The 12429-nt window shown below is 72.3% G+C and carries 11 protein-coding genes; 6 read left to right on the top strand and 5 right to left on the bottom strand.

Annotated elements, in window-relative coordinates; all coding sequences use genetic code 11:
- Window positions 1-4: 4 nt before the first annotated feature.
- The 4 genes from ACFFRH_RS02845 to ACFFRH_RS02830 all read left to right on the top strand — a co-directional run bounded on the left by ACFFRH_RS02845 (window position 5) and on the right by ACFFRH_RS02830 (window position 4456).
- Complete coding sequence (locus ACFFRH_RS02845; RefSeq protein WP_344747785.1) at window positions 5-1066, top strand: NAD-dependent epimerase/dehydratase family protein; 1062 nt, start codon at window positions 5-7, stop codon at window positions 1064-1066.
- Window positions 1063-2217, top strand: coding sequence for a DegT/DnrJ/EryC1/StrS family aminotransferase (locus tag ACFFRH_RS02840; protein ID WP_344747783.1), 1155 nt, complete (start codon window positions 1063-1065; stop codon window positions 2215-2217). The genes ACFFRH_RS02845 and ACFFRH_RS02840 overlap by 4 nt, the downstream gene beginning before the upstream one ends.
- Before the next feature lie 161 nt (window positions 2218-2378).
- Window positions 2379-3263 carry a glycosyltransferase family 2 protein gene (locus tag ACFFRH_RS02835; protein WP_344747782.1) on the top strand — a complete coding sequence of 295 codons (885 nt, stop codon included), beginning with the start codon at window positions 2379-2381 and terminating at the stop codon, window positions 3261-3263.
- Window positions 3264-3370: 107 nt separating this feature from the next.
- A complete protein-coding gene (locus tag ACFFRH_RS02830) occupies window positions 3371-4456 on the top strand; it encodes an MBL fold metallo-hydrolase (protein WP_344747781.1) in 1086 nt (361 codons plus the stop codon).
- Between the two features lie 99 nt (window positions 4457-4555).
- On the opposite strand, the gene ACFFRH_RS02825 is transcribed toward ACFFRH_RS02830, so the two are convergent.
- On the bottom strand, window positions 4556-4831 hold the full coding sequence (locus ACFFRH_RS02825) for an ATP-binding protein (protein ID WP_344747780.1): 276 nt from the start codon (window positions 4829-4831) through the stop codon (window positions 4556-4558).
- Here ACFFRH_RS02825 and ACFFRH_RS02820 point away from each other — a divergent pair.
- Both ACFFRH_RS02820 and ACFFRH_RS02815 read left to right on the top strand, forming a co-directional pair.
- Window positions 4808-4978 carry a Scr1 family TA system antitoxin-like transcriptional regulator gene (locus ACFFRH_RS02820; protein WP_344747779.1) on the top strand — a complete coding sequence of 57 codons (171 nt, stop codon included), beginning with the start codon at window positions 4808-4810 and terminating at the stop codon, window positions 4976-4978. The two genes, ACFFRH_RS02825 and ACFFRH_RS02820, sit on opposite strands and share 24 nt — an antisense overlap.
- Window positions 4979-5001: 23 nt before the next feature.
- Window positions 5002-5199 (top strand): DUF397 domain-containing protein, encoded by a 198-nt coding sequence (locus tag ACFFRH_RS02815; RefSeq protein ID WP_344747778.1) that lies wholly within the window; start codon window positions 5002-5004, stop codon window positions 5197-5199.
- Between the two features lie 67 nt (window positions 5200-5266).
- On the opposite strand, the gene ACFFRH_RS02810 is transcribed toward ACFFRH_RS02815, so the two are convergent.
- Genes ACFFRH_RS02810 through ACFFRH_RS02795 form a run of 4 tightly spaced genes read right to left on the bottom strand, consistent with a single transcriptional unit; the run spans window position 5267 to window position 12328 of the window.
- Complete coding sequence (locus ACFFRH_RS02810; protein WP_344747776.1) at window positions 5267-6304, bottom strand: LLM class F420-dependent oxidoreductase; 1038 nt, start codon at window positions 6302-6304, stop codon at window positions 5267-5269.
- A complete protein-coding gene (locus ACFFRH_RS02805) occupies window positions 6283-7113 on the bottom strand; it encodes a thioesterase II family protein (RefSeq protein ID WP_344747775.1) in 831 nt (276 codons plus the stop codon). Before ACFFRH_RS02805 ends, ACFFRH_RS02810 begins: the two co-directional genes overlap by 22 nt.
- Window positions 7110-11933 carry a non-ribosomal peptide synthetase gene (locus tag ACFFRH_RS02800; RefSeq protein WP_344747774.1) on the bottom strand — a complete coding sequence of 1608 codons (4824 nt, stop codon included), beginning with the start codon at window positions 11931-11933 and terminating at the stop codon, window positions 7110-7112. Before ACFFRH_RS02800 ends, ACFFRH_RS02805 begins: the two co-directional genes overlap by 4 nt.
- Complete coding sequence (locus ACFFRH_RS02795; RefSeq protein WP_344747773.1) at window positions 11930-12328, bottom strand: acyl carrier protein; 399 nt, start codon at window positions 12326-12328, stop codon at window positions 11930-11932. Before ACFFRH_RS02795 ends, ACFFRH_RS02800 begins: the two co-directional genes overlap by 4 nt.
- Window positions 12329-12429: the final 101 nt, after the last annotated feature.

The following is a 12429-nucleotide window of genomic DNA, read 5'->3' as shown; positions in this document are numbered from 1 at the left end:
TCCGTTGCGTATCGTCCTGCTCGGCGGCGCCGGCTACCTCGGCACCGTCGCCACCGCCTACCTGACGGGTCTAGGCCACCATGTCACCGTGGTCGACGGCCTGATCTACCACCGCGACGACCACCCGCACCGCCTGATGCCCACCGTCTCGGCCTTCGTCCACGCCGACCTGCGTGACCCTTCGGCGATGCGCCACGCGATGACCGACGCCGACGCGGTCGTGCATCTCGGCGGCCTGGTCGGCGAACCGGCCTGCGCCGTCGATGAGCAGCTCGCCGTCGAACTCAACTACGCCTCCCCCCTCATCGCCGCGAAGATCGCAGCCGCTGTCGGTGTCCCTCACTACGTGTTCTTCTCCTCCTGCAGCGTCTACGGCAGCCGTGAAGGCATCGTCGACGAAGACACCGTCCCGAACCCGCTGGGGATTTACGCCCGCACCAAGGTCCTGGCCGAGCAGCGGCTGGCCTCCCTGCTGGAAGGCCGCGCCGACCTGACGGTGCTGCGGCTGGCGACCGCGTACGGGCGCTCTACGCGTCAGCGCCTGGACTCGGTCGTCAACCGCATGACCGCCCAAGCCGTCACGACCGGCCACATCCCGCTCAACGGCGGCTCACAACGCCGCCCCCTGGTGCATGTCGCCGACGTCGCCCAGGTGCTCGCCGCCACGCTGAACACCCCCGCCGGGCAGCGAACCTTCAACGTCGGCTCCGACCACGAGAACTTCACCATCGCCGAGATCGCCGAAATCGTCGAAGCGGCGGTGCCCGGCTCACGCATCGACCGCGGCCCCGAACGCGACGAGGCAGACGCCCGCGATTACCGGACGTCCTTCGCCCGGCTCGCGGCCGCGTTTCCCGGCGTGTGCGGTACCCGGCTGCGTGAGGGCGTGAACGAAGTCGCCGAAGCGGTGGCCACCAAGGAGGTGAGCGACCCCGACCTGCCCGAGTACGACAACTTCAAGGGCCTGGTGGCCTCCCGCGAAGCCGGGCACATCAGCGTGCTGCGGTCGGCCGAATGTGAACGCCTGTACGGCGACTACGCAACCGCCGATTGGAGCGCCCGGTGATCCAGCCCGTTGAAGCGCCGCTGCTGCCGTGGAACCGCCCCTCGATCGGCGACGAGGAGATCGCCGAAGTCATCGACACCCTCCGTTCGGGGTGGCTGACCCACGGCCCGAAAGCGGCCAGGTTCGAGCGGGAGGTGCGGGACGCGCTCGGCGTTGAGGACGCCTTCGCGGTGTCGTCGTGCACCGCCGCTCTCCACCTGGCCTTCCTCGCCGCCGGTATCGGCGACGGCGACGAGGTGATCACCCCGAGTCTCACCTTCTGCGCCGCTCTGAACGCGCTGCGGCAAGTCGGGGCCCGGCCGGTGTTCGTCGACGTGGAACGGGCCACGTTCAACATCGACCCGCGGGCGGCCGAAGCCGCCATCACCGACCGTACGAAAGCGATCGTGGTCATGCACTACGGCGGGCACCCCTGCGACCTGCGCGCGTTCCGCAAGCTGGCCGACGATCACGGACTCCTGCTGATCGAGGACGCCGCCCACGCCCTGCACGCCAGCCGCGACGGACAACGCGCCGGCAGTGTCGGCGACCTGGCGGTCTTCAGCTTCTACGCGAACAAGGTGATGACCACCGGGGAAGGCGGCATGCTGGTCGGCCTGGGCGAGCTCGTCCAGAAGGCCCGCCTGCTGGGACGGCACGGCATCGACTCGTCGGTGTGGCAGCGGCACGGCACCCGCAGCACCGCCGACTACGAGGTGGTCGCCCCCGGCCTGAAGTACGTGATGTCCGACGTCACCGCAGCCATCGGCCTCCAGCAGTTCCGTAAGCTGCCCGCCTTCACCGCTCGCCGCGCCGACATCGCCAACACCTACACCCGGGCCCTGACCGGCCTGCCGGGTCTGGCGACGCCGACCGTCCTGCCCGGCGTACAGCCCGGCTGGTTCCTCTACTCGATCTTCATCGACGCGGACAGCGCGCCGCTCACCCGCGACGAAGTCGCCCACCACCTGCTGGCCGACTACGGCATCGCGACCAGCAAGCACTTCAGGCCCGTCCACACCTTGGAGCTCTACCGCGGTACCGCCACCCACCCGCTGATCGTTACCGAAACCGTCGCGGCGCGGCAGCTCTCCCTGCCCTGCTACCCCAGCATGACGTCCCAGGACGTGAACCGGGTCACCGCCGCCCTCCACGCTCTCTGGCAGCGCTGACCCGGCAGGCGCCCGCCCACGCAGCTCGCAGGCGGGCACCACACCCGATGCGCATGTGGCTGACGTTAAAACACGGCGACGCTAGGGTGAACCGGAGGAGAACCACTGCCTCGCCCATCCCTCAACAGGTCGCGCAGAGCGCTCACCGTCCGGGAGACGTGATGACCAGCCCGCAGACCACCGTCGTTGATGTGGTGGTCCTCACGATGAACGACCGCCCCGCCGAGTGCCAGCGGGCGCTGGCATCCCTCCTCGCCCAGCAGGACGTCGAACTGCGGGTGGTCATCGTGGGCAACGGCGTCGAACCCGACCACGTGCCCGCCAACGCTCACGCCGTCGCCCTGCCCGTCAACGTGGGCATCCCCGAGGGCCGCAACGTCGGCGCCGACGCCCTGGGCGACCCGGGCGGCGAGTTCGTGTTCTTCCTCGACAACGACGCCGTCCTGCCCACCCCCGACATCCTGGCCCGGCTCGTCGCCGAAGCCCGATCCCACCCCGACGCCGCCTACATCCAGCCGCGCATCGCCGACCCCGACACCGGTGTCACCCTGCGCCGCTGGGTGCCACGGCTACGCGCCGGCGACGCCACCCGGCCCGGCATCATCACCGTCATGGCCGAAGGGGTCGTCCTCGTACGCCGCGCCGACTACGAGCAGGCCGGCGGCTGGCCCGGCCACTTCTTCCTCTTCCACGAAGGCATCGACCTGTCGTGGCGGCTGTGGGACCTGGGCCGCACCGGCTGGTACGCGCCCGGCATCGTCATCCACCACCCCGCCACCGACCCCGCCCGGCACGCCGGCTACTACCGTCTCGTCGCCCGCAACCGTGTCTGGCTCGCCTACCGGCGCCTCCCCGTCCTCCTCATCCCCATCTACCTGACGGTCTGGACGCTGCTCAGCCTCGCCCGGATCCGGTCGCGGACGAACCTCGCCGTCTGGGGCGTCGGCCTGTGGGAAGGACTCCAGGGCGGGCACGGGCAGCGCCGGCCGATGTCCTGGACCACCGTGCTGCGCCTGGCCCGCGCCGGCCGCCCACCGATCGTTTGAGCGTCACGCGGCGCAGCGTTCCCTGGCCGCGATGAGTCGCCTGAGACCCGCGGCGGGTACCACCACCGTCAGGGCCTGAATCAGACCGCCAAGACGCCAGGAGACCCATGAGCAGCACATCCGACTTCGCACACCTGTACACGGCCCGGGACGAGGACCTGATCGCGATCCTGGCGGCGGCCGACGCAGCCGACATCGCCCTGCACCACCCCGCGCGCGTCAAACCACGGCCTCCGGCCCGGTCGACGGCGCCCGGCACCTGCGAGGTGCTGCTGCTGGGAGCGCTGGGGTGCCGGTACGGGATGCTCGCCGGCGGCGCCGGCGGGCACCTGATCCGTACCGCGACCACCACCGTGCTCGTCGACCCCGGCCCGGCCGCGCTGAGCATGCTGCTGCAGCTGATCGAGCAGGGCCTGTTTTCCTGGTCGGAGCTGGACGCCATCGCCGTCACCCACCTGCATCCCGACCATTACGCCGACGTGATCCCCTGTTTGGAAGGGATGGTCAGCTACTCCACCGGCGGCCGCAAACTGCTGCTGGCCAACCCGACGGCCGCGGCGAGGTTCGCCGCGTTCTCCCCGTATCACGTGGGCGAGGGCGGGCTGGCCGAGCTGGTCACGCTCGCGCACCCCGAGACGGACGGCCTCGGCAGGGCGTCGGTCACGGTCGGCGATGTGATCCTCCACGCGGTGCCGGCGGTGCACACCGAGGAGGCCGGGCGCAGCCGCAACGCGATCGGCCTGATCTACGAGAGCACCGCCGGGCACATCTGGTACACCTCCGACACCAACCTCACCGAAGCGTTGCTGGGGCACGTGGCGGCGATCTGCCCGACACCGACCATGGTGATCGCCCACGCGGACGCCTCCAACATCGACCAGGTGCCGGGCCGGGCTGAGGCATGCCATCTGGAAACGCGGGATGTGCCCGTCATCGCCGCGACCCTGCACCCTCGTCACGTGCTCATTCAGCACTACGACATCGCCTACTCCGCCACCGACTACCGCATCGCCCAAGCGGTGTGGCTGCAACGGCAACTCGACCGAAGTAACCTCCCCACGCGAGTGCTGCCCTCAGCCAGCGGCCTGCGCCTGGTCCTGACCGACACGAAGGTCATCGACTACGGAGTCGTTCTGGGCAGCGACGCGGCATTCGGCGTCGCCGGCTACCTCCGGAACCAGGCGTGCCTCTGAGCGGGCCTTTCTCTCCCCCTGCCGACCCCCACATACTCCGGACACGACGCTCTCCCACGACCGGCGGACCTTCCTTGGGGGAAGATTCGGGAAAAGGATCTAAAAGGTCGCCGATCCATCGTGTGGGAGCCGGAACCAGACCGTTCTCCCCACCTCGCCGTGACCGGTGCCCCAGGTGACGGCCAGCCGGTCCACCCAGCTCAGGCCGCGTCCGCTGAGACTGTCGTCGTCGGCGATCCGGATGGCGGGGACGTTGGTGGCCGAGCCGCCGTCGATCACCTCGATGTGGACGAGGCCGCCGCCGAGCCCCACCCGGACCGTGGCGAGCCCGTCGGGTCCGGCCGAGTCGCTGTGCAGGATCGCGTTGGTGACCACCTCACTGACGAGCAGTTCGGCCTGTACCTGGAGGACGCAGCGGACGTCCGCCGGTACGTCTCGGTGTTCGACTACCTCAGGGCAGCGGCCCTCAGCCCCGCCGACACCGCGACTATGCTGATGGACACGCAGAACAACCTGGCGTGAGTGTCCAGCCGAAGGGGCGCGCGATGTCCGACCCGGTAGACCTGACCAAGGCCACATGGCGCAAGAGCTCGCTCAGCGGAGGCAACGGCGACTGCGTGGAGGTCGCGGACCTGGGCGACGTCGTGGCCGTCCGCGACTCCAAGGACCCCGGCGGCCCCCAGCTCGTCTTCACCCGCGGCACCTGGTCGGCCTTCGTCACTCGGTTGAAGAACGACGCGTAACTCCCCGGGATGAGCCGCTGGGATCGTACGGACCACAGGCCGCACGATCCCGGCGGAGAGCGACACGTCAGGTGACCAGGTCAGCCACCAGTTCCAGTTGTTCCATCCTGAGCCGGAGCGTCGGGGTGACCAGGCCGACGACGAGGGAGGTCGCGCCCGCCTCGCGGTAGGCGGCGACGCGTTCGCGGAGCTTGCCGGGCGGTCCGCACATCGTCATCGCGTCGACCAGGCCGTCGGGCAGCAGCGACATCGCCTCGCCCTGGCGCCCGCCCAGGAACGCCTCCTGGATCGCCTCCGCCTCCTTCTCGAAGCCCAGGGAGCGGGCCAGGCGGTTGTAGAAGTTGGTGCGGCGCGAGCCCATGCCCCCCAGATAGAGGGCGAGCATGGGCCGCATCATGTCGTAGGCCAGTTCCTCGTCGTCGTCGACGAGGGTGAGGATCATCGGCGCGACGTCGAAGCCGTCGAGGCTGCGACCGGCCCGCGCCGCGCCGGCGCGCAGCTGGGCCGTGCGCTCGGCCAGGTGCTCGGGCGGGAAGTGGATCGCGAGCCAGCCGTCGGCCAGCTCCCCGGCGAGCGCGGTCGTCTCCGGGCCCATCGCGCCGAGATAGACGGGAAGGTGCTTCTGGACCGGGGAGACGCCCAGGGACAGTTCCTTGCCCTGCCCGCCGGGGAGCGGCAGTGTCATGGTCGGGCCCGAGTAGCTCACCGGGCGCCCGGCCAGGGCGAGCCGCAGCACCGACAGGTAGTCGCGGGCGCGGGCCACCGGCCGGTCGAAGCGTTCCCCGTGCCAGCCCTCCACGACCTGCGGCCCCGACACGCCCACGCCCAGCCGGGCCCGGCCGCCGGAGATCTGGTCGAGGGTGGCGGCCGTCATCGCCGCCACCGTGGGTTTGCGGCCGGACATCTGCAGCACGCCGGTGCCCAGCGCGATCCGCTCGGTCTGGCCAGCGATCCACGCCATCAGGCTCGCCGGGTCGGTGCCGTACGTCTCGGCGGCCCACACCGACTCGTAGCCCAGCCGCTCGGCCTCGCGGACCAGGGCGAGGTGGTCGGCGGGACCGAGCCCGGCGCCACCCCAGTAGCTCATGCTGTAACCGAGACGCATCCGATCTCCTCTGCGATGACGGTGGCGAGCAGGTCGGGGGTCTCCTCGGCCAGCCAGTGCGAGGCGTCGAGCTCGCGCATCGACGGCCGAAAGGCGCTCTGCCTGCGCCAGCCGAGCAGCCCGCCGCGCGACATGGAGCCGTCGCGGCTGCCGTACAGGACGGTGAGGGGAACGGGCAGCGGCGGTCCCTGCCGGTGCCGGTACCGGGCGAGCATCCCGAAGTCGGCGCGCAGCGCGGGTTCGAGGATCGGCCTGAGCACCTCGCGCTCGGCCACCTCCGCCGGTACGCCGCCCAGCTCGATCAGCTGGTCCCAGAACAGCCACGACGGCAGCGACGGCAGCCTGCGCAGCAGGAGCGTGACGTCCGGCGCGGCGAAGGACCCCACGAGCAGCCGTTCCGGCCACCGCCCCCCGGACTCGGGATCCGGTCCAGAGGGCTCCGGCGAGGGACCCGCTCCGGGTGGCGCCGGAAGTCCGGGGCCGCGCGGGGCGAGTTCGGTCAGGCGGCGGCAGACCAGGTAGGCGAGCAGCGCGCCGCTGCAGTAGCCGAACAGCGCGTACGGCTCGCGGGCGTTCGCCAGCAGGTCGCGGGCCAGGTCGTCGACGAGGGCGTCGAGGTCCTCGACCGGCGGCTCGGCCAGCCTGGCCTGGCGGCCGGGCAGGTTCACCGACCACACGTCGACCTCGTCGGGGAACCGCTCGGCCAGGCCGGTGAGCGAGGCGGGGCCGCTGCCCGCGTTGGGGAAGGTGTACAGGCGGATCCGGCCCCCCTGCCGCTCCCCCACCGGTACGAACCACGGCGCGGTCATCTGGGTCCTTCCAGCGTGGGGACGTCGGAGATGAATGCGGCCAGTTCGGCCGGGGTGGGATGGTCGAAGACCGCGCGGACGTTGATCGCCCGGCCCGCGAGCTCCTCCAGCGGGGCGATCAGCCGTACGGCGAGCACCGAGTGCCCCCCGTTGAGGAAGAAGTTGTCGTGCTCGCCGAGCCCTGGACGGCGCAACGCCTCCCGCCAGAGCCGCAGCACCCCCTCGGCGAGTTCCGAGCTCGCCGGGGCACGGGAGGCGGGCGAGGAGTCGTCCTCGGGTACGGTGAGCCCCCGATAGTCGATCTTGCCGTTGGCGGTCGTCGGGAACTCGTCGGCCAGGACGATCCCCGAGGGGACCGCGTAGTCCGGCAGCCGCGTCCCCGCGTACCGCCACAGCTCCTCGCGCAGCGCGGCCCCCGTCTCCCCGTCGGGCAGGTCCGTGGGCTGCACGAACGCCACCAGCCGGTCGTCGTGGACGATGACGGCCGCGACCTTGACGGCGTCGTGGTGGTGCAGCACCGCCTCGATCTCGCCCAGCTCGATGCGGTGCCCGCGCAGCTTGATCTGGCGGTCGTCGCGGCCCAGCAGTTCCAGGGTCGCGTCGTGCCTGAGCCTGGCCATGTCCCCGGTCCGGTAGAAGCGCCCGTGGCGGGGGTGCTCGCCGAACCGCTCGGCGGTCAGCTCCGGCCGGTTGACGTACCCGGCGCTCACCCCGTCGCCCGCCACGCACAGCTCGCCGGGTACGCCCGGCGGGGCCTCGCGCCCGTCGGTGTCCCTGACGAAGATCCGGGTGTTGGCGAGCGGCACCCCGATCGGCACCGGGTCGGCCGGAGGGCCGAGGATCTCGGCGGCGGTGGACCAGATGGTCGTCTCGGTCGGCCCGTAGACGTTGAACAACCGGCAGCCCAGGCCCAGCAGGTCCGTGGCGAGCGCGGCCGGCATGGGCTCCCCGCCGCAGAGCACGACGCGCCCGGCCAGCTCGTCGCGCGCCTCGGGGGCGATGAGCCGCCAGGCCGTCGGGGTGGCCTGCACGACGCGTACGTCCCGCGCCGCGATGAGCTCCAGGAACCTGCGCGGCTGGAGCTGGTCGTCGTCGGAGGCGACGACCAGGGTGCCGCCGACGGTGAGCGGGAGCATCAGCTCCAGCGCCGAGATGTCGAAGGAGGTCGTGGTGGACCACAGCACCGCGTCGCCCGCACCCGCGCCGAGCCGGTCGGCGAAGTCGAGGACGAGGTTGGACAGGTTGCCGTGGGTGACGGCCACCCCCTTGGGCCTGCCGGTGGACCCCGAGGTGTAGATCACGTAGGCGATCGACTCCCCGGAGACCGCCGCGGCTGCCTCGGCCGGATCCAGCCGGTGCGCGGGCGCACCGTCGCGGTCCCGCGTACCGGCTCCGGGCGCTTGTGGCATGGGGAGTACGGGGACCTCCCCCGCCCAGGGAACCTCGGAGAGGGCCTCGGAGTCGGCGATGACGAGGCGGGCCCCGCAGTCCTCCACCTGGTAGGCGAGGCGCAGCTCGGGCTGGCGCGGGTCCAGCGGCAGGTAGGCGGCCCCGGCCGCCCAGACGCCGAGCACGGCGGCGACCATCTCCGCCGAACGGCTCAGGCCGAGCGCCACGATGTCGCCGGGACCCGCGCCGTGCGTGACGAGGGTGTCCCTGACGGTGGCCGCCCAGGTGAGCAGCTCGTCGTAGGTGACCTCCCGGTCGCCGTCCCGGATCGCCGTGCCGCTACCCGGCGGGTGGACGCCCCCGGTACGGGCGGTGATCCGCTCCAGCAGCGTGGCCGGTCCCTCCCAGGTCCGCGCGGTGTCGTTGAGCCGGTCGAGCAGCTCCCGGTCGGCCGTGGAGAGGGAGTCCAGCTCCCGCTGCGGCCGGTGCGCGTCCTCGGCGGCCCGGCGCAGCAGCGCGGTCATCCGCGCGACGAACGCGGCGATCTCGGCCTCGTCGTGGACCTCCGTACTGTGCCAGACCCTGAGCGTGAGCCTGCCGGGCTCCTGCACCGCGATGCACTGCAGGTCCAGGCGGCTGCGGTCGAACAGGTCCTCGACGTACTCGGGTACGGAGCCCAGGATGCTGACCTGGTCGTCGGTCCACGGCCGGTAGTTGAACATGTGCCGGAACAGCGGCACCCTCCAGTCCCCGGTGCCGTGCCCGCGCTCGACCAGCACCGCCTCCACCGAGGCGTCCGCGTGCTCGACCCCCTCGAAGAAGACGTCCTCGACCCGCCTGACCAGGGCGGCGAACCCCTCGTCCGGGTCGGCGCGCACCCGCATCGGCAGGGTGCTGACGCCGTAGCCGACGTGACCGCGCATCGCGGCCGTCCTGGTGGTGACCGGCATCGCGGCCACCAGCTCGGGACCGGCGCCGTGGGCGCGCAGGGTGAGCATGAACGCGGCGGCCAGCACGATGTTGTCGGTGGTGCGCAGCCCGGTCCGCAGCGTGTCGAGCGCCCGGCGCGTGTCCGCGTCCACCTCCCAGGAGCAGGTGTGCCCGGCGAAGGTGGGCCGGGCGGGCGACGGCCTGCTGCCGGGGAGCACCATCGCGGCCGGATCGACGTCCCCGAGCCGGTCGAGCCAGTAGTCCAGCGACTCCCGCGACGCCTCCCCCGGCTCCAGCATGGGCGCGACGCCGGAGAGCGCGGCGGGGAGCGGCTCCTGGCTCGTCTGCGCGTCGTAGAAGCCGCCCAGCTCCTCGACGAGGAACTGCATCGAGGTGGCGTCGATGACGATGTGGTGGGCCACCAGGCAGACCACGCTCCCGCCGCCGTCGGGCAGCGCGAAGTGCCCGGCCCGGAAGAGCAGGTCGCGGCCCAGGTCGAAGGGCACGTCCAGGAACCTCTGCAGGTCGGGGACGAGCGTCTCCTCGGTGGTCTCCCCGTTCACCAGCTTGATCTGCGCGTCCTGCGGGGCGGTGAGGTGCCGCACGGGCGCGCCGTCCACCACGGGGAACCGCAGGCGCAGTGCCGGATGCCGCTTGAGCAGCCGGTTCACCGCGATCTGCAGCGGGAACCTGCGCAGCGGCTCGCGGGTCCTGAACGCCACCGCCAGATTGGACACCCCGCTCGACCCGGCGAGCTGCTCCAGCACCCAGAACGAGTACGGGACCGCCCCCGGTTCGCGGAGCGGCTCGGCGGGCTCGGGCAGGCCCTCCGGGAGCCGCGACGCGCCCTCGCTCTCCCGCGGTACGGGAACCGGCGCGGGGACACTCACCGCGGGGACACTCGGCGAGGGAACGGGAACGATCGACGCCGGGGCGTGGCGGTGCCCTCCCGGGACGGGCAGGCGCTGCAGGGGGTGGTCGGGATCGAGGGCGGCCCAGTCGACCGGGCAGCCGAGTGTCCACAGCCGGGCGAGCGCCGCGAGCAGGCCCCGGCGGTCGTCCCCGCAGTCGATCGTCCCCTCGCCCGAGGGCGCCGTCGCCGTCCCGACCAGGAGGGACAGCGGGTTTCCCGCGCCGGTGGCCTCCGGTCCGGTTCCTCCCTGGACCGTCTCGCGACGGGCCTCGGGTCCGTGGAACGTTTCATGCCCCGGCACCGGCTCGGGCGCCACGATGTCGGCCGGCACCGATTCGGGAACCGTCAGGTCGTCCGGCACCGGCTCGGACACCGTCATCACGTCGTCCGCCACCGGTTCGGGCACCTGTCCCGGCGCCTGCTCCGGCTCCGGCTCCGGGGCGGAGGCGGCGGCGGAGGCCGCGACGCGGGCGATCGCCTCGTCCAGTTCCAGCGTTCCCGAGAAGGCGGCGGCGGTGAGCTCGCCGACGCCGTCTCCCGCGCAGCTCAGGGGTGTGACCCCCCAGCCGGTCAGGGTCGTCGCCAGGGAGTAGGTCACCGCGAACGTCACCGGGTCGTCGTCACGCTCCCCGGCGAGCCAGGCGGCGCAGAGATCGACGCCGTGCCGTTCGAAACCTTCCAGGCAGACGTCCATCGCCTCGCTGAACAGCCGCTCGGCCCCGTACAGCGAGGCCCCCAGCCGCCCGGTGCCTCCGGCCGGGAAGACGAACCTCACACCCGTCCCGGCCGCGACGCCGAAACCCGGCTCGTGCCCGAGCGCCGTCCCCTCGGGTGAGGCCGCCGGAGTCACGGCGACGGCCTGCGGAGCCACGGCGAGGGCCGCGGACGCCTCGGCGGGGGTGGCGGCCACGACCGCGCCCCGTACGGGATGCTGGGCGCGGCCCAGCTGGAGGACGGCCACGGCGTCGGCGAACCTGTCGGCGCCGAGGGTGGCGAAGAACCCCCTCAGGCTTTTCCGTACGGCGTCGGCCTCCTCCGGCGTACGTCCGGACCAGGCGACGACGCGAGGCCGGGAGTCCCCCGGGAGGTGGACCGGCGGGAACCCCTTCCGCACCCTCAGCGGTTCCCGCAGGCGCGCGACCGAGCCGCCCCCGGGCGGACCGCCGCGCCCGCCACCGTGCCCGCTGCGGGCGGGAACGGTACGGGCGGGAACGGTCCTGGTGGAGACGACGGGGGCGGGAGGGGCGCCGGGCGGGGATTCGAGCACTGCCTCGATCACGGCGCTCACGAGGTCGCCGTCGAGGAGGGCGTCGTCCAGGCGTTTGAGCACGATCGTGGTGCCCTGTTCCGCGAGAGCGTCGAGGCTCGGTCCCGAGACCGTGACCACGAGGTCGCAGTCACCGGCCGCGAGGGCCAGGCAGGCGTCCTCGGCCGGCTCGTGGACGGCGAACACGCCCGGGAGACGCGCTGGGTCGTATCCGGCGTTCTCCAGGGCGCCCTCCTCGGTCTCCGTCAGGACGACACCGGGAGGGGGGAGCGGGGCGCTCGGGCCCATGCCGATCACGGCGATCGACGCGGTGTTCGTCACCGAGGTGCTCCGCCGTCACGGCGGATACGGGCGCGCACGTCCCTGCGGCTGCCCCCGACGGGACGCAGGCGCGCGGGTTCGGTCCTGACGGGTTCCCGCGCGCCCTCGACGAGGCGGCTGAGCGCCCGCACGTTCGGCCGGGTGAACATCGAGGTGACCGGGATGTCGATGCCGAGCACCCCCGTGATGTCCGCGTGCAGCTCGACCAGTGCCATCGAGTTGAGCCCGGCCTCGAAGAAGTTCTCGTCGGGGTCGACCGCCCGGCCCAGGCGGGCCTCGATCATCTCCGCGACCGTGTCGGCGGCCGATACGCGCTGCCCCGGCGGGCCCGGAGGCCGCCCCTCGACCTCCTCGCGTTGCCGTTCCGCTCCCACCGGCCGACTGCCCTGGATCATCCGGCGCCTTTCGTTGATTTTGTCCGGTTAGCGAGACGTGCCCCGTCCGGGCATGCCATGCACCGATCCTCTGACACCTATTCGGACACGACAAGAGCGTA

The organism is Streptosporangium vulgare (assembly GCF_042428775.1).
GTDB classification, from domain to species: Bacteria; Actinomycetota; Actinomycetes; order Streptosporangiales; family Streptosporangiaceae; genus Streptosporangium; species Streptosporangium vulgare.
Note: the sequence above shows the minus strand (reverse complement) of the source record. Positions and strands in the feature narration are given on the sequence as shown.

Excerpts from the sequence above, each read along its gene's own strand:
- ACFFRH_RS02835 (WP_344747782.1), top strand. The coding sequence starts at position 2,379 with ATGACCAGCCCGCAGACCACCGTCGTTGATGTGGTGGTCCTCACGATG.
- ACFFRH_RS02830 (WP_344747781.1), top strand. The coding sequence starts at position 3,371 with ATGAGCAGCACATCCGACTTCGCACACCTGTACACGGCCCGGGACGAG.
- ACFFRH_RS02815 (WP_344747778.1), top strand. The coding sequence starts at position 5,002 with ATGTCCGACCCGGTAGACCTGACCAAGGCCACATGGCGCAAGAGCTCG.
- ACFFRH_RS02810 (WP_344747776.1), bottom strand. The coding sequence starts at position 6,304 with ATGCGTCTCGGTTACAGCATGAGCTACTGGGGTGGCGCCGGGCTCGGT.
- ACFFRH_RS02805 (WP_344747775.1), bottom strand. The coding sequence starts at position 7,113 with ATGACCGCGCCGTGGTTCGTACCGGTGGGGGAGCGGCAGGGGGGCCGG.
- ACFFRH_RS02795 (WP_344747773.1), bottom strand. The coding sequence starts at position 12,328 with ATGATCCAGGGCAGTCGGCCGGTGGGAGCGGAACGGCAACGCGAGGAG.